The following is a 22,442-nucleotide window of genomic DNA, read 5'->3' as shown; positions in this document are numbered from 1 at the left end:
ATATATGGCAAAAGATCAAATCATAATTAAAGGTGCTAGAGAAAATAATTTAAAAAATGTTTCACTAACATTACCTAAAAATAAATTAATAGTTTTTACCGGTCTTTCTGGCTCGGGAAAATCGAGTCTTGCTTTCAATACAATTTATGAAGAAGGACGCAGACGTTATGTTGATTCATTAAGTAACTATGCGCGTCAATTTTTAGGAGGAACAAATAAACCAGATGTTGATTCGATCGAAGGGCTTAGTCCTTCGATTGCAATCGAGCAAAAAACTACACATAATAACCCTCGTTCGACAGTGGGCACCGTAACAGAAATCTATGACTACTTACGCTTGTTTTTTGCTCGTGCTGGCAAACCATTTTGTCCTAAACATAATATTGAAATCAAATCGCAAACAAATAAAGATATTTTAGATTCAATTTATTCATTGGAGCCTAACTCAAAAATTATTATTTTGTCGCCAGTAATAGATTCTGAAAAAGGAACACATGCAAACTTAATTGAAAAGTTAAGAAAAGAAGGTTTTTTACGGCTAAAAATTGATGGTGATATTTTGGCGTTGGATACTGAAATTAAATTGGATAAGAATATTAAGCATACAATTGATATTGTTGTTGATAGAGTTGTAGTTGATGAAGAAAATCGGGCAAGAATTGCTGAAGCTATTTCTGTTGCTGCTGAGTATGGAAAAGGTCAAATAAAAATCGAAACAATCGAAGGTGAAGTTAAAATTTTTTCAAAATTATACTCTTGTGCTTTCAAAGATTTTGAAATGTCTCGTATTGAACCTCGTTTATTTTCTTTCAATTCTCCTTCCGGAGCCTGCGAACATTGCAAGGGTTTGGGAGTAGATTTAAAAGCAAGTTTTGATGCATTAGTCCCTGAGCCTTGAAGAAGTATTTCTGCTGGGGGTATTAAAATTTTTGAAAATACTGTTAACACTCAAAATCTTGAATGACAAGAGTTTGAAGTTTTATTAAATCATTACAATATCAATAAAAACACCCCAATAGAAGAGCTTACAAATGAAGAGTTAAAAATAATAAAACATGGTTCAAAAGAAGAAATTGAATACGTTCTAGTTTCATCTTCTGGCAATAAAACCCGTAGAAATAAAAGAATTGAAGGAATTTTAGATATTGTTGAACGCAAGTTCATGGAAACTAGCTCTGAAGTAATTCGTGATTGATTAAAGAAATATATGGGTTCTTTCCCTTGTACAAAATGCAATTACTCACGTTTGAATAAGTATGCTCTGGCAGTAAAAATTGATGGTAAAAATATTGATGATTACGCAAGGTTAAGTGTTGAAGAAGCCTTAAATACAATTGAAAACGTAAAATTAGACGAAACACAAACATTTGTTTCATCTTTAATTTTGACTGAATTAATAAATAGATTAACATTTTTAAAAAATGTGGGCTTGAATTATCTTAGCATTAATAGAAGTGCCGAAACTTTATCGGGTGGAGAAAGTCAAAGAATTAAACTAGCAACACAGGTTGGTTCAAATTTAACTGGTGTTTTATATGTTCTTGATGAACCCTCAATTGGCCTACACCAAAGAGATAACGAAAGACTTATTTCAACACTAAAAAATATGGTTGAAATTGGCAATACATTAATTGTTGTTGAACACGATGAAGATACAATCAAAGCAGCAGATTACATAGTTGACATAGGACCGGAAGCTGGCAATAATGGTGGTTATATTGTTGCAAAAGGCAACATAAATGATATTGAAAATGAATCAAATTCATTAACTGGTCAATATTTAAGTGGTAAGTTAAAAATCGAAACTCCTAAATTTAGAAGAAGTGGAAATGGCCAAGTAGTAACAATTATTGGCGCTAAAGAAAATAATTTAAAAAATATTGATGTTAAATTCCCTCTTGGTAAATTTATTGCGGTTACAGGAGTTTCGGGTTCTGGCAAAAGTACTCTTGTTAACGAAATTTTAGTAAAAGGAATTCAAAGAGTTGTCAATAAATCAACGGCAAAAATTGGCAAGTTTTCTTCAATAAAAAATATTCAGGCTGTTGATAAAATTGTACAAATAACTCAAAGTCCAATCGGTAGAACACCTCGCTCGACACCCGCTACTCATATTTCGGTTTTTGATGATATAAGAGAATTGTTTGCAAGCACAACTGAAGCTCAAGCAAGAGGATATACGAAGTCTAATTTTAGTTTCAATGTTCCTGGTGGCCGTTGTGAAAAGTGTTCCGGAGATGGCTTAATTAAAATCGAAATGCATTTTCTTCCTGATGTTTATGTTAACTGTGACGAGTGTGATGGAACACGTTATACATTAGAAACAAGAGAAATTAAATACAAGGGAAAAAATATTTCTGACATTTTGCAAATGAGTATTGATGAAGCTCATGAATTCTTTAAAAATTGACCAAAAATTAGAGATAAATTAGCCGTAATTCAATCAATTGGGCTTGGATACGTAAAATTAGGACAATCTTCAACAACCTTATCTGGCGGTGAAGCACAACGTGTTAAATTAGCTACATATTTACAGAAAAAACCAACTGGAAAAACAATTTACGTTCTTGATGAACCAACTACTGGTTTGCACCCACATGATGTTAATAAATTATTAAGTGTGCTAAATAAAATTGTTGATAATGGTGATACAGTTGTCGTTATTGAGCATAATTTAGATGTTATTAAGTGTGCAGATTACATTATTGATTTAGGACCTGAAGGTGGTTTAGGCGGGGGTAACATTGTTGCAAGTGGAACACCTGAGCAAATTATTTCAAACAAAGAAAGTCATACTGCTAGATACCTTAAAAAATATTTAGGCCATTAAAATCTAAATATTATATTTAATATATAATTAAAAATATGAAAAAAAATAAATCAACATTGATACTTGCAATTCTTTCATTAATTATTGGCGCCTTTGTGTTTTTTGAATCATTAGTCATCATTTATGTTGAGAAAAATATTGTTTGAATTTCGTTAATGATTGCCGCCTTAATATTGAGCATGATAATGATTAGTCTTTCAGGTTTTGTTTTATTAAAACATTATCATGAACGCCAAATTAAAATTAAATCAACATACAATAAGTTTGTTGATGAAATTATGGATTACAATCAAACTGGGGTAATAATCCATGATAATCAAGGCGACATAATTTACGTAAGTGAATTTATTCGCACTCGTTTTGGTAAAAATTTAATTGGCATAAAACTGAATGATTTTTTAAAATCAATTGGTATGGATGTAGACTCAAAACGCCGTGAATACAACTTATCTCATAATGATTATCATTATAAAGTTGGGATTTTTGAAATCCAAAATTATTTAGTGATTCGTGATATAACTATTGAAAAAAACACAATTACTTTGTATGAAGATGAGTTAATTGTTGTTGGTGAACTAGAAATTGATAACTTTAATTTATATCAATCAATTTTGTCTGAAGACCAAATGTTTAATATGAACAAAAGTATCATTGCTGTTCTTGATAGTCTCCGTGAAAAATACAATTTAATTTATCGTCAATATAACGCGAATGGTAAATTTATTGTATTTACAAACAAAAAATCTCTAGATGAGATGATTAAGGTTAAATTTGATTTTTTTGACAAACTTCATAATGTACTTAAAACTGATTCAAATAACATAATAGTTTCTGTTTCTGTTGGATTTGCTTATGGGATAAATGAATTAAAAACAAAAACAGAAATGGCCAGAACTGGTTTATTACAGGCGCAAAGAAGAGGTGGAGACCAAGTAGTTGTTATGTCACCATTTAGCCAACCAATTTATTTTGGTTCAAGCGCTGAAATAATGCCAAATGTTGACAGAACTAGAATAAAAAACTTTACATCACATGTTGAAATGACATTATCAAATCCAACAATTGAAAAAGTTATTATATATGGACATGCAATGGCTGATCTTGATGCAATCGGTTCTGCAATGGGGATTTACGCACTTGCTAAATCATTCAATAAAGATGTTTATATTTGTTCATCTACTCAGGATGAAACAACAAAAAAAGCGCTTTCACAATATTGAGAAGTTGTTAAATCACGTTTTATAAAACCTCATCAAGCTAACCAATTGTCAGATGAAAACACAATTGTCTTTTTCACTGACAATGCTCATCCATCGCGAACTGATAATCCAGATGCGATCAACCGTGTGAAAGCAAATAATATTTTTATTGTTGACCACCATCGAATGAAATTATCAATTGATTTTGCGCCAAGGGAAAATAGAATTATTTCAACTTCAGCTTCATCAGCATCTGAATTAGTTACTGAAATGTTGATGTTTACTAGCAAGAGAATTAATATTGATTTAATAACTGCTCAAATGTTATTAAATGGAATTTGTCTTGATACTTTACAATTTCAAAAACACGCAACTTCAAAAACATTTGAAGCCGCATCATGGCTAGAAATTCATGGTGCTAATGCAACAGCTGCGGCAAATTCATTGAAAATTGACGCGGAAACTCAAAAGAAAGTTGCAAAAATGCTTGAAAATATTGAAGAGGTTAAAGAAGGATTCTTTTTAACATATTCAGAAATACCAATGTCTGATGACTTAATTTCAATAACTGCCGAAGAAATTTTAAGAATTGATGGCCGAAAAGCAAGTTTTGTTGTTGCAAAACAAGAAAAAGGCAATAAATACAAATTATCTGCTCGGGGAATTGATACTAACGTACAAATTATTTGCGAAAATGTTGGTGGTGGCGGAAGTTTTGCTAGTGCAGCCGCTGTGTCAACAGATGATTTAGAAACATTTATCAGCAACATAAAACAAGCTATTGTGGGGGTAAAATAATGAAAATAATCTTACTTAAAGATTGCAAAGACGGAAAAGCTAACACCATAATTGAAGTTTCAGCAGGTTATGGGGCAAACTTTTTAGTGGCAAAAGGCTATGGTGTGCCATATAATGAAAAAACTAAATATCAACTTGAAAAACGTTTGAGTGAAATGACCTCAAATGAAATGGAATTAAGAGCTCAAGCTCTTGAACTTAAAGAAAAAATTGAAAAAGAAAAATTAACTTACATTTTAGATGCATTAATTGATGCTAGAGGTAATTTAATTGTTCACAAATCTATTTCTACAAAAGATATCAACAAGGATTTGGTCAAAAAAGGTTATAAACTTGACAAATATTCAGTTCAAAAAGTACACATTGTTTCAAATGGTATTCATGAAGTTGAAATTAATATTTACAAAGACATTATTGCACAGCTTAAAGTTGAGGTAAAGGTTAATGTCAAGTAGATCCATTAGCTCAACTGAATTCAAAAATGAACAATACGAAAAATCATTACTTGGTATTGTACTTTCAAATAACTCATATGCCGACAGTATAATTCCTTATCTACTCGAAGAGGACTTTTTGTATACGAGAACAAGCTTTTGTTCAAACTTTTATCACATTTATACGACAATAATATCAGTATCAATAATGACCAAATTCTAAATCATGCAACTCGGGAAAAAATCAATGAAATTAATTCGTATTTTTTAGCAACAATTTATGCCGCTACTGGTTTCCCTAGCAGTATTCAAACTTATCTTGAAGAATTAATTCGATTAACTCGTCTGCGTAAAATTGAGTCAAAAATTAATGATTTGCAATTAAAACTAAATGCAAATCATTCATCAATAAACCCTGAGGATGTAATTTTAGAAATACAACAACTTTTAAACGAAATTGATAGAGCTAAATCTGGTGAGGATTTTTTAACCACAAAATCTGTTTCTGATGACTATTTAACACACTTAGTAACCTTAAAAAACACAGATTTAAATTCTATTAGTGGTCTTTCAACTGGTTTTGACGACTTAGATAAAATAACTCAAGGTTTGCACGGCTCGGAAATGATAATTATTGCTGCTCGTCCTGGAATTGGTAAAACTGCTTTGGCGCTTAATATCGCCGTTAATGTTTCATCTAATATCAACAAAAAAACCAACGCAAATCACCGTGTTGCCTTCTTTAGTCTTGAAATGTCGCCACGCCAATTGATGGGCAGAATTTACTCAATGGTTTCAGGTGTAGACCAATTCAAACTTAAAAAACCACAGCTTCTAACCGACGAAGATGTTGCGCGTATTCATTCATACAAAATAAATAAAATTGATAAAATGAATCTTTTTATTGATAATACCTACGAAAATGAATTGCAAACACTACTGTGAAAATGCCGTAGATTGCACAATATTAACCCTCTTGATTTAATTGTTGTTGACTATATGCAACTTGTTTCAGCAACAAAAAAAGGTGGCAGTGAAAACCGTCAAATGGAAATTACTAGAATTTCACGTAGCTTAAAAACTCTTGCACTTGAGTTAAATGTACCTATAATTGTGTTATCCCAACTGAATAGACAAACAGAATTACGAGATGATAAACGCCCAAATTTAGCCGATCTTCGTGAATCTGGTTCTATTGAAAACGATGCTGATATTGTTATGTTTTTATATCGTGAAAATTACTACAATTCAAAAAACAAAGAAATTAAAGATAAAGATTTTGATGCGCGCGAAATAGGTGAAGAAACTGAATTGATTTTGGCTAAACACCGTGGCGGAGAAACTGGAAAAATTACACTAAGATTTTTACCTCATACTGCCAAATTTACCAACCTACAATTTTACACTCCTTCCGAGACGAAAGGCGGTGTATAATGGAGCAAAATGCACCAGTAACACAATTTGACACACCATTATTCGTTGTTACACTGATTATTTTAGTATTTTTACTTTTTTGCAGTTCAATGTTTTCAAGCATTGAAACAGCTTATTCAACTCTCAACCCCGGAAAAATTGAATCAATAGTTGATAACAAGGAATTTGGATCAAAATTAATTAAAAAACAATATGGTTTTTTCAATAGAATTTTGGCCTTAATTCTTATTTGTAACAACATTGCAAATATAGGTTTATCAGCAGCTATATCTTATTTAATGTCTAAACATTTATCGGAAAATTACAAAGATTATTCAGCAATTATTTCAACAGCGGTTCTAACCCCAATTATCGTTTTATTAGGCGAAATAGTGCCAAAATTAATTGCAAAAGCTCGCCCTGTTCAAGTAGCAAAAGCATTTTGCTACCCAGTTGAATTTCTATATTGAATATTTTTCCCAATCATTTGAGTTTTAGGCAAAATGAGTAAAAATATTTATATAACCAATACCGAACAAGATGTAAAAAACCTGCTTGATGTTGCACATAATGAGGGCGTCTTGGAGGCTAATGAAAGCATCATGGCGCAAAACGCGCTAGATCTTGACACAACAAAAGTTCGTAAACATTACACTAAAATAAAAGACCTATATTATCTTCCCTACAACGCCAATATTCAAGAAGCATTAGCAATGTTTAAAGAAACAAATTATTCAAGACTTCCTGTTGAAAAAGACGGACAATTTTTAGGAATTGTTTTACTTAAAGATATATTTTTCCTTGAAAAAGGCAAAGTAATTAAATACCTAAAAACAATTCCTTCAATAAGTGCAAACACTTCGCTTGCTATCGCATTAGAAACCTTGCGTAAACATCGTTCGCAAATGGCTTTTGTTAAAAATAATAACTCTTCAACAAATGTTATTGGCATCATCACAATTGAAGATATCATTGAAGAGGTTGTCGGTGAAATATATGATGAATATGATGATGAAGAAGTTGAGGACATCTTCGAAATCAGTCTTGAATTATTTGAAGCAAGTAACTACGTAATTATGAAAGATCTATTAAAACGTATGAATCTTGATCTTGAAATTACTGAAAAAGAAAGAAACATGGAGCTTGGTGAATGGTTTAAATTTAAACAAAACATTGACTACATTCACAAAAATGATCGCTTTGAATTCGAAGGTGTGTCATTTAAAGCGATTTTGAGTCCTACAAAAAAACAAAATCACTATCGTTTTGAAATTGAAATTAGCAATACAGCTCCAATTAATCTTGATAAAACAGAAGAACATGATGCTTCATTATCGGAAACGAAAATATTTGAACAATAGTCCGCATAATTTATGTGGATTATTTTATTAACGAGCGCACACAAAAACATAATTTTTTTCTTAAAAAATTTATTAAATACCTTATAATTAATAAGCAAATTATGCGGATGTAGTTCAATGGTAGAACTTCAGCCTTCCAAGCTGACTATGCGGGTTCGATTCCCGTCATCCGCTCCATTTGTTTAATACACCGAAAAGCAGTCATCTGCTTTTTTTATATAAAGATATATCATTGAAATAAGGTAAAATTTTAAATATGATTAATGATACAATTGCAGCAATTTCTTCCGGCGGTAAAATCAATCAAGCTATCTCAATAATACGTGTGAGCGGCGATAATTCAATTGATATAGTTAAGAAAATTTTCACTGGAAAAATCGGAACTCATCAACAAATTACATACGGAAATATAATTGATAATTTCAATAATAATCGTCTTGTCGACGAAGTTTTAGTTATGTGATTTATTGGTAAAAATACATTCACTGGTGAAAATACTGTTGAAATTAATTGTCATGGTGGGGTTATTCTAACTAATCGAATTCTAGAATTATTGCTACTTAATGGTGCTAGATTAGCTACTCCGGGTGAATTTAGCCGTAGAAGTTTTATGAATGGCAAAATGGATTTAATAAAAGCTGAAGCTATAAATGATTTGATCCATGCAACAAGTGCGCTACAAACTGACCTTGTTGTTCAAAAATTCAATGGAAAAACAAGCAAATTAATTGATGATTTACGTGATTGATTGATGAAATTAATAGGTCAAATTGAAGTCAATATTGACTATCCTGAATATGATGATGTAGAAAATATACTTGAAAATGGTCTTCTTGAAGACTTGAACAAAATAGCGCTAAAAATGAATGAATTAGTCAAAAATAGTGAAGACAGTAGAATAATTTTTGAAGGGATTAAAGTTGCGATAGTTGGTAAACCAAATGTTGGGAAAAGTTCGCTGCTAAATGCGTTATTAGGTCAAGAAAAAGCAATTGTAACAGATGAAGCAGGTACAACTAGAGATGTAGTCGAAGCAACATGGCAATACAATGGATTACTTTATAAATTAATTGATACTGCTGGAATTAGGCAAGCTAGTGCAAAAGCTGAACAATTAGGTATTGAAAAATCATTTAAGCAAATTGAGCAATCAGATATTGTTATACATTTGTGCGATCCTACTCAAAAAATGAATGAATACGATGAACAAGTAAAAAATATAGCACAAAAGTTCAATAAAAAAATCATTCAAGTTTGGAATAAAAAAGATATTCAAATAGTCGAGAATTCAATAAATATTTGTGCTAAAGAAAATGACATTGATGATTTGCTTAATTCATTAGGAAAAATATTTGAAAATATTGACATTTCAAATAAAGAATTTGTTAATAATGCCAGACAATTATCATTAATTAAAAAGGCAAGTAATTCGATTTTTGATGCTATAAAATCTATTGAAAATGGCGCATATTCAGATTTAGTTATTGTTGATATCCGCGATGCATGGAAAAATTTAGTTGACATTACTGGAAGAGCCGATAATGAACAATTACTTGATGATATGTTTAAAAACTTTTGTTTAGGAAAATAAAATATGAAATTTGTTGATGCACATACACACCCATTAAAAGAATATTATCAAGACACTGACCAAATTGTTAAAAATGCCAGAGAGCAAGGAATTGCGATAATGATGGTTACAGGTTGTAGTTTAGAAGAAAACGAAGAAGTCAAAAAAATTTGTGAAAAATATGATTGAACTTTTCCTGTATTAGGAATACATCCTAATAATGCTAAAGGTGCAATTGATGGAATGCTTCTTGAAAAACAAATTGATTCAAACGTCAAGGCAATTGGTGAAATTGGACTTGATTATTATTGAGATAGTGTGCCAAAAAATATTCAGCTCGAATCATTACATTCTCAAATTAAAGTAGCTCAAAAACACAATTTACCAGTAGTTATACATATGCGAGAATCTTATGAAGATTTATATGAGGTTCTTAAACAATACCCGGATGTAAAATTTATGATTCACACATTTAGTGGTGACCGCTATTGGGCTGAAAAATTTTCCGAATTCAATACATATTTCAGTATAAGCGGCATTTCCACTTATAAAAACGCGCAAAACACAATTGATGTTGTTGATTTTTTACCAATTGAAAGAATTTTGACTGAAACTGATGCTCCTTATTTATCTCCAGCAAATAAAAGAGGGCAAACTAATGTAAGTGAAAATGTAATTTACACAACAATGTTTCTGGCAGGAATCAAAAAAATGTCACCCGAAAAATTTGCAAAACAAATTTATAAAAACGCAAAGGAGTTTTTTAAATTAAATGTCAAAAAATACTAATATTGAAATTAAGGCAAAGAAAAAATTTGGGCAAAATTTTTTAAATAATCAAAAAATTATTGACCAAATAGTTGAGATTATTTCGCCAGACGGTAAAAATATTATTGAAATTGGCCCAGGAATGGGCGCAATTACAAAGAAAATTGTTCAAAAATCAAAAAAAATGGTTGCCTATGAAATTGACAATGACATGGTTGAATATTTAACAAAAAATAATATATTAAATAATCAACAAATAATTCATCAAGATTTTTTAGAATCGGATTTATCTATTTATAATAACTATGAAATTGTTGGCAATATCCCTTATTATATAACTTCCGAAATTCTATTTAAAATTATTGATTTTCGTCAAAATTTCAATAAAGTAACATTGATGGTTCAAAATGAAGTTGCAGATCGCATTGTTGCTAAAATTAACACTCCTGAGTATTCTAAATTATCACTAACACTTCAATATGTTGCAACAGTTAATAAGGTTTTATTTGTTGATAAAAAACACTTTGAACCGTCACCAAAAGTCGACTCAGCAATAGTTACTATTGAATTTAATAAAGAAGCTAAAAATTTTGAAAATTTAAAAGATTTCTTTAAATTGTGTTTTTTATCACGAAGAAGAAAATTAACTTGGTCCCTAAAAACTAAATATAGTAATGAAAAAATAACAAAAGCATATAACACACTAAATTTATCTGATTTAACAAGAATTCAGCAATTAGATTTAGAAAAAGTTATTCGATTATATGAGGAATTGGAGAAATAATGAGCATTTTTGAGTTTGATTATAAAAATGACCTTGATATGTTTAAAAGCGAAAGTGAAGCAACCAGTAAGAAAGTATCTTCATTAGCTAAATTTTGTGAATTTATTTTCCTTATTGCATTGGTTTTTCAATTGATTTGTGTACTTTTATTTTATGTTGTTGGTTTAAATAATGTTTGAGAAAAAGTGCTTGCCTATTCTTTTGTTGCTATTGATATAATCTTATTTATTTATGCATTTATTCGTCTTGGTGCTTTTTTGTCATTTAGAAAAAGTTATAAACTAGCTAAAATAGATGATTTAGAAAACTCTAAAAAAGCTTATAAAGCATACAAAATATTTATTTTTGATTTTAAATGTTTTAAAAAAATTAATAATTAAGGTATTATATTAAAACTAATATAAATGAGGATTTAATGAAAAAAATTACAATAATTGGAACAGGTGCTTGAGGCGCAGGATTAGGTACTATTTTAAGCAAAAATGGTCATAAAGTTGTTTTTTGAGGAATTGATGAACAAGAAATAAATGACATTAATAATGGTTACAATAAAAAATATTTTGGTGATATTTTGTTTAACAACCCACAAAATGTTAGTGCAACCAATAATTTGGAATTAGCGCTTGAAAATAGTGACATTATGCTTTTAGCAGTTCCTTCTCTTGCTATTTCTAGTGTTTTAAATCAAGTGAAAACTATTTTAAAAGACAAAAAAATTAATGTTATTAATGTTGCTAAAGGTTTTGATAGGGATTCTAAAAAAATTTTTTCAACTGTAATTTCAGATATTTTAGGAAATAATTTAAATAATATTGCAAGTTTAATTGGACCTTCATTTGCTATTGAAGTTTTTAAAAATAATTTAACAATAATAAATGCAGTTGGAAAAAACACTGAATTTTTAAACGAACTAGTTCAACTTTTTAACAATGAAACATTCCAATTAGTGCCAAATAATGATGATAGCGGATTACAAGTTTATGCAGCTTTAAAAAATGTTTTAGCAATTGGTATTGGCTTAGCTTCAACTCTTTATGAAGCTAAAAATTTAGCTCCAGCTATGATTTCTATTGGTTTAAAAGAAATTAAAAAGATTGCAAAAGTTCTTTATCCAGATTCATTAGACAATTCTGGATACGAATTAGCTGCAATCGGCGATATTGTTCTAACATGCTTAAATACAACAAGTAGAAATTTTAGTTTTGGCATTGAAGTTGCTAACAATGGCATTAAAAATGCGCTCGCCGCAAATTCAAAAACCGTCGAAGGCTATAATGCTGCTTTAATTTTGGATGAAATCATTACGCAACACAAAATCAAAGACGTTGTTTTATTACAAAGCATTGTTGACGTTTGCTTAGCTAGAAAAAATGAAAAAAACTTGCTTGATTTCTTTGTAATATAGAGTTTAAATTTTTGTTTATATAAAAAACACAAATATGTATAATTATTAAGCACAATCAAGTTTTGTTGTATAATACTAAATTGTGATGGCACCATAGCCAAATGGCCAAGGCATGGGTCTGCAAAACCTTGATTACCGGTTCGAATCCGGTTGGTGCCTCCAATTTTATGCGCCCGTAGCTCAACTGGACAGAGTGCTTGGTTACGGCCCAAGAGGTTGTGGGTTCGACTCCTGCCGGGCGCGCCATTTGTTAAAAAACACCAAATCTGCTCAGCAGATTTTTTTATTAAAAAAATAAAAAAATATTTTGTATTTATAAAAAATGTAATATTATTTTATTGCAAATGCAAACGTAATTTAATGGCAAAATTCTAGCTTGCCATGCTAGTAATGGGGGTTCGATTCCCCTCGTTTGCTCCATTTGTGAAAACACCTATATGTATTAAATTACATTAAATTGGGCAAAATATCAAATATATATAAATTTATTTTGAAAAAAAAGTATTTTATATATAATAATAAAGCATATTTTGCAATGCCGATTTAGCTCAGCGGTAGAGCAGCTGGCTGTTAACCAGTTGGTCGCAGGTTCGATCCCCGCAATCGGCGCCATTTGGTCTGTTGGTGAAGCGGTTAACACACATGGTTTTCATCCATGCATACACGGGTTCGATCCCCGTACAGACTGCCATTTTTGGAGAATTAGCTCAGTTGGGAGAGCGGCGCCCTTACAAGGCGTAGGTCATGGGTTCGAGCCCCTTATTCTCCACCATTTGTTTATTCACCAGACTAGTAAAACTAGTCTTTTATTTTTTTAAAAAATATTTTATTTAAAAATAAAATTAATATATAATTGTAAAGCAATTAAGAAATGCCGGCTTAGCTCAGTTGGTAGAGCAACTGACTTGTAATCAGTAGGTCGTAGGTTCGAGTCCTATAGCCGGCACCATTTGCGCGAGTGGTGAAATTGGCAGACACGCTAGATTTAGGCTCTAGTGCTTCACGGCGTGAGGGTTCAAGTCCCTCCTTGCGCACCATATGTTCAATAGAACCAAAGCCCTTAACGGGCTTTTTTTATTTTTCCACAGTCCATTTATCTAAAAATTTTTCCCAAAGCAATTGTTTTGTATGTATGAAAAGTCAAAAAATAATTATCTTATTAACAAAAACAATATGTAAAAAGATATAAAAATTAGCATTTTTAATTATGTAGCATTTAAGTGTAAGAAAAAAGAAAGGAACTTAATATGGTTAAAAACAATTGCTCTTTTTTGTTACAAATTAATTTAATGATTAAAACTATGAGGAGAATGTACTCAAACAAAATAAACATGAACGAAACTATCTAGGAGAAAAAATGATTTTATATAGAATTGGCGAAATAATTTACAAAAATGGTTCAAATATTATTTTTGAATCTGGTGGAGTTGGGCACAGTGTTATTATGCCTAAACATGAAAGGGTTGAAGTTAAAAGCAAAGTAAAACTTTATTTATTTGATGTAAAAAACGATTATTATCAGGCTACTTATGCATTTAAGGATTTTAAAGAACGTTTATTATTTATCGACTTAATTTCTCTTAATGGTGTAGGCCCTAAAGTTGCATTTAATTTATTAAATCAAGGTTGAGAGAAAATAGCTGCTATGATTTCAAGTGGTGATTTTGAAGGCATTACTAAAACCCCATATTTAAATCCTAAAGTAGCCCGCTTAGCAATAGCGGAATTGAGTGATAAATGATCTAAAATGATAAATAAAAATAAAGCTAGTGAAGTAATTACGGCAAGCAATGTCGTTGATGAAGCTAGATCAACCCTAAAAACACTAGGATTCAAAACAAACCAAATTGAACAAGCATTAGGTACTATACCTTTATCAAATGATGTAGAATCTGTCATTCAACACGCAATGTATGCAATGACTGGCAAGCAATTAGAAAATGAAAATTCAAGTTATACGACCCAGTAATTTTATTGAATTCATTGGACAAAATAAATTAGTTACCACTCTGCAAACTATGATTAGCGGTTGCAAACATAGAAGAGAACCTCTAGATCATATTTTATTCTTTGGACCGCCTGGAACTGGAAAAACTAGTTTAGCTAGTATTATAGGTAATGAATTAGGTGTTAAGGTACATTTTTTACAAGGGTCATTATTAGAAAAGAAAGCAGATATTTTGTGCATATTTGCTAATATTAATGAGGGAGATATTGTTTTCATTGATGAGATCCATAGTATAAATAAAAATGTTGAAGAACTTATTTATTCTGCTATGGAAGAATTCAAAATTGACATTATTATAGGCCCTGAAGGTAATAGTAAAGTTATGAGAATGAATCTTAAACCTTTCACCCTAATTGGTGCTACTACTAAAGTTAATTTACTAAGTCAACCATTAAAAGATCGATTTGGATTTCATGGTAGACTTAATCCCTATTCAATTGAAGATATATTGAAAATAGTAAAAAATGCCGCCAAAATTTTAAAGATTGATTCAGATGAATCAATATGAAAAATGATTGCCGAACACTCTAAATCTACACCCAGGGTTGCAATACATTTAATTAAAAGAATTTATGATTTTTCATTGAAAAATAATGAGGAATATATCACTAAAAAAACAGTTATTGAAACATTTAAATATTTAGAACTATTTGAATTTGGTTTGAATCGAGAACATTTAGAATACTTAAGAGTTTTGAATGATACATTTGGTCATAAAAGTGCTTCATTAGACTCATTGACCGGAATTTTGAACTACCAAAAAGAAAATATTTTGTATGAAATAGAACCGATACTTCTATTTTTGAAATTAATTGAAAAAAGTCCGCGTGGCCGAAAAATAACTGTTAATGGAATAAATTATTTATTAAAAAATTATAGACACACTTAATCGGCAAAAAGCCGATTTTTTTGAACTATTTTACAAATTTAATCGACTTTATTATGTCGTAAAATTGATTGTTTATATATAATTTGATAACAGGAAAAAAGATGATGAATTTATGGGTATATAAATGAAAAATAAGTTTGCTCTAAAACGCTCAGTTAAATTAAAAATTTGTTCAATTTCAATATTTTTTAGCACATTTATATCTATTTCTTGTTCAAACAATAAAGCCAATCTTAAAACAAAATATAGTCAAAATTTACATGAACTATACAAAATGTATAATGAATTACAAAATGAAGTAAAACAATATTATTTAAACGACGATAATCCCCATACTTTTGTGCTCAATGAAATTTACCAAAACATTGAATTTATAAAACAAAACGAATCAAATGCTGACCTTAATTTACAACAAAAAACATTGGCAAAAATTCAATTTAATATAACTTGAATAAAAACGCAACGGCAAATTAAAACACAAGAAGTATTAGACAATTTCCAAAAAATGGAACTTTTTTATAATGTCTTGATCAGCGAAAATATTTATGAAAATAACTGAATGATCAAAAAATATGAGCAAATCATTAATCTATCAACAAAAATTGATGAATTTTTAAATCATCCAGGGCAAATAACTGATCCAAAATCCAAAACAATTGATAAATATAATGTCTTCATTGTCCAAATTAACGAATTACTCAAAACTTTAAAAAAAGAATCTTTAGATAACAAAATTAATAAATAAATTTTAAGAAATTACTATGAAACCAAAGTTACTATTACCATTATCAGCACCATCGCTATTTGTGCCTATTAGCACATCCTTAATTGCTTGCGATTCTAATTCAAAATCACCAAATCATAGATTCAATGATGCTATGAATTTATTGTTAGCATTAAATAATATTAACTACAATTTAATTGATGCTAATCATCGCACCATCATTAAAGAAAAAGTATCAAATTTACATCATTTAGCTAACGATATTCAAATAGCAAACGATAAAAATAAATTCGAGCAGTTTTATGCAGAATTAAAATTTTTACAAACAAAACTAAAAAATGAATATAAAATCGACCTTAACATCGTTAACACTAACAAAAAAACTGAATTAAAGCAGCCTAACTTTGTTAAAGAAACCATTAATAATAATGCTACTGACTTAAACCTAATTGCTACAAGACATTATCTTGATTATGATGATGTATTTTTAAGTGTTAATTCTCAAGATAATATCGAATCAATTTTGGAACGATTGCCAAAACAAATTAAAATCAGTTCTGCCGGTAAGCAATGAAGTGTTAAAGTAACTTGACTAACTAATCATTTAGACAAAAACGCAAAAATCAATTATAGTTTTGTAATTTATGGCGTTTTTGAATTTTTAGGTCAATCTTACAACATTAAAGCAAATATTAATTTAGATTCTACATCTATTAATAAATCTAAAATTAATTTAACCCCATTAGTAAACAAAGAAAATGAAAATCAGTATTTTGTTTTGGATCAGATTAAATTTAACGATTCGCTTCATAAACTATTTGATAATGATTATAGTGCAAATTCTCGTTGGGAAAACTTCGATATTGTCAATACCTTTGGTGAACTTGATGATAAATATAAACAAATAGTTATTAAGTTTGATGAACCAAAAAATGTGAACGAAATACAATTTAAATTTTGATTAGGCACAATTTCAAAAACAATTTTGCCAAAAGAATTTAAAATTCAAAGTTCACTAGACGGCCTTAATTACAATGATGTTGAAAACCAAGATGTTGTAGAAACATCGAGTTGAGGTGTGCCTAAAGTAAATGATGATCAAACAACAGATTGATTATCAATTAAATTTAACACTACACAAGTAAATTACTTAAAAATTAAATGAGAGTATGATACCTTCTATTATGAGGGGTGAAGATATGCAATGTTTGCTTTAACCGGTTTAAAAATACTTGGTTTTGATGAATCAATAAATCGCGAAGCTAAATATGGTATTATTGATGACACAATTTCTCATTTTTCAATTAATAATGTTAATATTCCTGCTGATAAGTTGTACGATATAAAACGAAAAAAATTCGTTATTAATTCTAGCCATCAACTTGATATAAATAACATAATTTCCAATTCTAAAGTTTACTTTCATAATCCTTCAATTAAATATACTGCCACTCTTTTAGAAGAAATTTATTCTAAAAATAAGCCAAATTTAGTTCTATCTAAAACATACATCATTAAAACATTTGATCAACGTGGCCAAATAATCAGTAAATATTTAGTTTCAATTGAAGACAAAAATTATTTGAAGTTTTATAATCAAAAAGACACAAATAATTTACCAATAAACAATGTGTTAACTAAAGTAAAAGTTTTAGAATCATTTTTTGATAGAGTTAATAACTATAATTACAAATCAGCAAAAACTTATCAATATTTGAAAAATTTACACCAAAAGATAGACTATGAGTCAATTAAGAATTTTGACACATATCAAATTTCTTTATATGATGATCTAATTGATAATGCATATTTTATTGTTAATAATTTAAATAAATTTAATTTAGGAGATGAACACAAAAATTCTTTAGCGCAAAAATTGCTAGCCGATATTAATAATATGCTTGAACAAAATTTTGTTGAGTATAGTGAGCTAAAAGGTTATGTTGATTCATTTAAAAAATTAATTAGGTCTTCAGATTCTATTAATTCATTGAAAAATAGTTTAAAAGAAGAAATTCAGCATGAAAAATTAATTTCTAGTGTGGCAAAAGAAGAGCTTTTAAAACAGTTTGAAAATGAAAGTTCTTCAATGTTTGTTATTAATTCGAATTTTAGTTTTAATAAATCCAAAACAAAATGACAAATTAAAAAACTAAAAAATAGTTTAATAAATAGCAATTTAAGCAATGATCTTAAAAACACGCTTTTAACCGACATTAATCTAATAACGGATTATTATTTGCTGGTGGAATTGGAAAAAAGAATCAAAAATATAATTGAAATTGATTCAAAAATTACCGAAATTATTACTGATTCTCATAATAAAATCAATGAATTATACTATGGCGCAAACAAAGCATTCGCTTTTTACAATTTGTTAAATGAATATAAACAAACATATGATAATCATTTAAAATCAATTTTTAAAGCTGATGAATTTTTAAATAAATTGATGAATTGACAAAATAGCATTAACGACTCTAATTCAATACAAACTGCTTTTGAAACAATGGTAGACCAAGTTTTTAAACATGACAAAATTGTGAATGATAATTTGGCAAATTGACAGAAACTTGACTTGTTGAGATTTATGAATGTTGGCTCTCTAAATAATCAAACTGCTAATATAATGCTACTTAATTTAGACACTAATTTCATTGATTTTTCAATTGAAGACGTAAAATTAAGCCCTGATTTTAAACAGTCAATTGTTACATATAAAGTTACACATAAATACAATCCAAATCTTATTTTGTTTAGAGAATTAAGATTCAATTTACCTAATGAAAAAATAGTTAATAAAGTTAAAGAACTTGAACAAAATAGTAATCTAGATGATTATTTTGATGTTGATTATTATTTACTTTCTAAATTAAATTATGATGAATTTAAAAATCAATTTAGTCTAGAACAATCCAATAAAGTTAAGGGCATTGAACTTTATGCAAATTATAATAAGCCAACAATACAAAGAAGACAAAAGTATGTAAAAGACAGTTTTGAATATCGAATTCAACAAACTCCAATCCTTGAAAAAAATAAATTAGTTGTAAACGTTGAATTTACATTCAATAATAATGTAATTCTAAAAAAACAATTATTTTCAAAAGAATTGTCGTTTCAAGACAATAACGCAAAACAAGAAGATGATGATCAAATTGATCTTGCAAAAGCAAGAGAAGTCTTAGCAAATAAAGATTTAATATTGCATAATTTGTATTTAAAGAAAGACTTAAAAATCTCCCATCAAGATTTTTATCCTGATGATGCAATTGAAGTATTGAATAACTTGTATGATTTTCCTAAATTTGGTAAATACACAATCGCACCAAAACAATTAATTAGAGCATATGATTCTGGTGATCGATTCGGTGGGGTTGCGGAAATATTCTGAGGGATTTTAAAAACGGAAGTCACTGATAAAGGTCAAAAAATACAAAATTGAGTCGATGATGCTTTATCTGATTTATTCACAATCAATCACTTTAAGCGTTACCAACACGATGATTTTATTAAACCAATTAACCAACATTTTTTACAAGCTAGTGATTTTGTTGGTGATGGCTCGTTTGATCTAAAATTAAAATCGGAAATCGACCTTTTAGATGACAGTGATATTGATTTTAGAAAAGTGATTGGCAATGCCGAAAACTATACAACAACTACACAGTATAGAAATATAAATATTAAAGAATTCTTAAATCAAAAAGCCCAACTTAAAGCTAACTACTTTTTGCGTTTAATTGATCCCGCAGATAAAAAGAATTCAATTCAACACAAAATTTCACACAAACATTATAAGCAAGGTGAGTATGTGCCATACTCTGCGGGCCACATTCCCGCCACTTCTTCAAAATACTCAAGTGCTGATACTAAAGCAATTAAAGAGCAAACTTTTTACTACTTTTACGACATTAAGCAAATTGACCATAACTCAATTAGTTTTCGCTTAGGTTTTGTTTCAAACAAGGACAAGTCAAAGCGCTATTCGCCAAATAAAGTTTTTGTTATGAATAATGTTGTAAATGATTATGAGCAGAACTTATACCCTGAAGTAATGTTAAATAATTTAATTAAATATAACATCAAAGTTGATGATAAAAAATTGTCACAAAAAACTGTTGAAGAGTGAAAAACTGATTTAAAATCATTGTCAAATGTAATTACTTTAGTTAACTCTGAGGAAAATAAAGATTTAGAAATTGATAGCGAATTTATAACCTATAAAAATTTCCAATTGAATAGAAAATATATTCGTATTGGTCAAATTAAACAACATGGCAGCAATTCAGCATTTATTCGTTTTGAAGTGTTAAATTTTGATAATAAATGAGTTTTAGGTAAAAATTGATATTTGATATCGAATTTCAAAACTAGTGATAAAAGCGAATTTGAAAATATAAATCTTGAAAATGAGAAACTGCAAACAATATATTACGAAAATAAACTGGTCAAAAGAATTCGTGAATTAGAGCCACATGTTGATGATGCACTTTGAACTTTAAAATCAGATCAACAAGCAAGTTGAAAAATGGATTCAAAATATATAAGACATACTTTTTTAACAAATAATGCGCAAGATCGCGAATTTGAATTTGAAATGTATGCAGGAATGTTGGTATTCGACAATTTAGCAAGCGAACGCATCATTTCTAATAACAAAACTATTAAATTTAAAGTTGATTTTGAACAATTACTTAATTCCGAAATAAACTACAAATCTAGTTTTGTAGAAAATATTGACAATAAAAAAGTTGTTATTAATTACTCTATTACAGTTCAATACAATCATTTTGACCAGAGTGTTAATTTCTATTTTATGGTTGATAAACCTTATAAAATAAAATTAGGTTACCCTCAAAACGAAAGGGCTATTGACGGTTTAAAATTTGACGTTAATAGAGCAGTAATGTTGCCTTACGCACCACTAAAAATTAAAATGTCATATACAAATCGAATTCAAAACGAGAGCGATTTTGGGTTGGGAAAAACCAATTTATATGACTACAATAAAGCAAATACTTCGGCCACAGACCAAGTTCATTTACTATATAATGATGCAAGTTACTATGCAAGTAAAGTTTATAATCCCAACCAAAATGTTTATTGAAAACACAATGATGGTTTTATCCCAAATATCCAATGAATAAGAGATGATTGGGGAACAACAAATCGAAGTTGAGACATTATTAATCGAGTTAGAGATAATGGTTTTAAATATGTTACATGAAATCGTCACCCGGGAACGGGTGGAATGTTAACTAAGATTAATGATGATCCTAGTGATTTATCGCTTTATTATATTTCTAATTGACACGTTGGCGAATTCTACCCAAATATTGGCGCAAATGCTAATGGCATATACCCTAATAATGCAACTCAACCACCAACAATTGGTAGTCCATCTATTTCGCTACCGTTAAACAAATGAGATTCTGAATTATACAAGGGGTACTCTTACACTTGATGAGATTACAGTTCATCAATTAATATGCCTGCTGGATTAACCAAACCTATTTATATTGGCTATAATCGGGCTAATAATAATTCACCAGTTTCTGTTGATGAATTAGTTGATAAAGATGGAAATCCTAGTTCATTTTCATTTGATTTACAATTAACTTGGAGTGATTTTAAAAAATCATATGAGCATGCTAAACAAGGTTTTAGAGATGATATTTTAATTAGATTTAGGAATTATCTAGAAGCTAAACCTACACAATTAGACCACTCGTCAAACAAAAATCATCACATAGTGCCATTATTAAACCCACATGCTCATATTGGTTTTCCAGGCTGAGGATTTATGACAGGTTATGTTAATTTTAGACCCGAAATTTCTAATACTAATTTCTATTTTAGACAATATGCTAATTATTCTCCAATTCAATTCGGTGAAGGGAATTCGGGCTCTGTGATGTGGAATAGCAAAGGTAATCCAATTGCAATTTGAACAGCAGGTGCTAAAGGTTCGTTTTCAACTGGTTTGTTGTTTGACACTTATAAACACAATTTCTATGGAATTAACTGAAATAATGAAAATCCACTCGATTCAAAATCATTTTAAAATTCAGTTGGACATATAATTCTAAGACAAGCGCTTAACAACCCATTTAAATATTCAGTTCCTTGATTTTTTAAAAAAATAAATAATTAAAACTCAACAATTATTGTGCGTCAAAATTACTTGACGCACTTTAATTTTGCATTTAATATTAAATTAATAAATTAAAACTTAATTTAAATACTTACTATATAA

14 protein-coding genes and 9 tRNA genes are annotated in these 22,442 nt (G+C 29.3%); all 23 read left to right on the top strand.

The features are described 5' to 3' along the window. Positions 1-4 precede the first annotated feature (4 nt). The 23 genes from uvrA (at position 5) to EXC34_RS02635 (ending at position 22,250) form a co-directional block, all read left to right on the top strand. Positions 5-2,830, top strand: coding sequence for an excinuclease ABC subunit UvrA (uvrA, locus tag EXC34_RS02745; RefSeq protein ID WP_129687808.1), 2,826 nt, complete (start codon positions 5-7; stop codon positions 2,828-2,830). A gap of 35 nt (positions 2,831-2,865) precedes the next feature. Further along, positions 2,866-4,827: a GGDEF domain-containing protein gene (locus tag EXC34_RS02740; RefSeq protein ID WP_129687807.1), complete on the top strand. Its 1,962-nt coding sequence runs from the start codon at positions 2,866-2,868 to the stop codon at positions 4,825-4,827. Beyond that, positions 4,827-5,282, top strand: coding sequence for a 50S ribosomal protein L9 (gene rplI / locus EXC34_RS02735; RefSeq protein ID WP_129687806.1), 456 nt, complete (start codon positions 4,827-4,829; stop codon positions 5,280-5,282). The genes EXC34_RS02740 and rplI overlap by 1 nt, the downstream gene beginning before the upstream one ends. 138 nt (positions 5,283-5,420) lie before the next feature. Next, positions 5,421-6,695, top strand: a complete 1,275-nt coding sequence (locus EXC34_RS02730; protein ID WP_165001218.1) for a replicative DNA helicase — start codon at positions 5,421-5,423, stop codon at positions 6,693-6,695. After that, positions 6,695-8,035, top strand: coding sequence for a CNNM domain-containing protein (locus EXC34_RS02725; protein WP_129687804.1), 1,341 nt, complete (start codon positions 6,695-6,697; stop codon positions 8,033-8,035). The genes EXC34_RS02730 and EXC34_RS02725 overlap by 1 nt, the downstream gene beginning before the upstream one ends. 103 nt (positions 8,036-8,138) lie before the next feature. After that, positions 8,139-8,212 (top strand) — tRNA-Gly (locus tag EXC34_RS02720). 79 nt (positions 8,213-8,291) lie between these two features. After that, positions 8,292-9,626, top strand: coding sequence for a tRNA uridine-5-carboxymethylaminomethyl(34) synthesis GTPase MnmE (mnmE, locus tag EXC34_RS02715; protein ID WP_129687803.1), 1,335 nt, complete (start codon positions 8,292-8,294; stop codon positions 9,624-9,626). Between the two features lie 3 nt (positions 9,627-9,629). Next, on the top strand, positions 9,630-10,394 hold the full coding sequence (locus EXC34_RS02710; protein WP_129687802.1) for a TatD family hydrolase: 765 nt from the start codon (positions 9,630-9,632) through the stop codon (positions 10,392-10,394). Then, positions 10,378-11,157, top strand: a complete 780-nt coding sequence (gene rsmA / locus EXC34_RS02705) for a 16S rRNA (adenine(1518)-N(6)/adenine(1519)-N(6))-dimethyltransferase RsmA (protein ID WP_129687801.1) — start codon at positions 10,378-10,380, stop codon at positions 11,155-11,157. The genes EXC34_RS02710 and rsmA overlap by 17 nt, the downstream gene beginning before the upstream one ends. Beyond that, on the top strand, positions 11,157-11,537 hold the full coding sequence (locus tag EXC34_RS02700) for a hypothetical protein (RefSeq protein ID WP_129687800.1): 381 nt from the start codon (positions 11,157-11,159) through the stop codon (positions 11,535-11,537). Before rsmA ends, EXC34_RS02700 begins: the two co-directional genes overlap by 1 nt. 35 nt (positions 11,538-11,572) lie before the next feature. Next, positions 11,573-12,562: an NAD(P)H-dependent glycerol-3-phosphate dehydrogenase gene (locus EXC34_RS02695; protein WP_197722243.1), complete on the top strand. Its 990-nt coding sequence runs from the start codon at positions 11,573-11,575 to the stop codon at positions 12,560-12,562. Positions 12,563-12,649: 87 nt separating this feature from the next. Then, positions 12,650-12,724, top strand: a tRNA-Cys gene (locus tag EXC34_RS02690). Between the two features lie 7 nt (positions 12,725-12,731). Continuing rightward, positions 12,732-12,808 (top strand) — tRNA-Arg (locus EXC34_RS02685). Positions 12,809-12,908: 100 nt separating this feature from the next. Continuing rightward, a tRNA-Gly gene (locus tag EXC34_RS02680) sits at positions 12,909-12,982 on the top strand. Positions 12,983-13,099: 117 nt separating this feature from the next. Then, a tRNA-Asn gene (locus EXC34_RS02675) sits at positions 13,100-13,174 on the top strand. A gap of 3 nt (positions 13,175-13,177) precedes the next feature. Further along, positions 13,178-13,253 (top strand) — tRNA-Glu (locus EXC34_RS02670). Between the two features lie 5 nt (positions 13,254-13,258). Further along, positions 13,259-13,334 (top strand) — tRNA-Val (locus EXC34_RS02665). 101 nt (positions 13,335-13,435) lie between these two features. Next, positions 13,436-13,511, top strand: a tRNA-Thr gene (locus EXC34_RS02660). 3 nt (positions 13,512-13,514) lie between these two features. Next, positions 13,515-13,599 (top strand) — tRNA-Leu (locus EXC34_RS02655). A gap of 320 nt (positions 13,600-13,919) precedes the next feature. Beyond that, on the top strand, positions 13,920-14,531 hold the full coding sequence (ruvA, locus tag EXC34_RS02650; protein WP_129687798.1) for a Holliday junction branch migration protein RuvA: 612 nt from the start codon (positions 13,920-13,922) through the stop codon (positions 14,529-14,531). Then, a complete protein-coding gene (gene ruvB, locus EXC34_RS02645; protein ID WP_004421561.1) occupies positions 14,503-15,459 on the top strand; it encodes a Holliday junction branch migration DNA helicase RuvB in 957 nt (318 codons plus the stop codon). The genes ruvA and ruvB overlap by 29 nt, the downstream gene beginning before the upstream one ends. A gap of 124 nt (positions 15,460-15,583) precedes the next feature. After that, a complete protein-coding gene (locus EXC34_RS02640; RefSeq protein ID WP_129687797.1) occupies positions 15,584-16,204 on the top strand; it encodes a hypothetical protein in 621 nt (206 codons plus the stop codon). A gap of 16 nt (positions 16,205-16,220) precedes the next feature. Next, positions 16,221-22,250, top strand: a complete 6,030-nt coding sequence (locus EXC34_RS02635; RefSeq protein ID WP_129687796.1) for an MGA_1079 family surface serine endopeptidase — start codon at positions 16,221-16,223, stop codon at positions 22,248-22,250. Positions 22,251-22,442 lie beyond the last annotated feature (192 nt).

Source organism: Mycoplasmopsis bovigenitalium (genome assembly GCF_900660525.1).
GTDB lineage: Bacteria > Bacillota_I > Bacilli_A > Mycoplasmatales > Metamycoplasmataceae > Mycoplasmopsis > Mycoplasmopsis bovigenitalium.
This window is presented reverse-complemented; position numbering and strand designations above follow the sequence as displayed.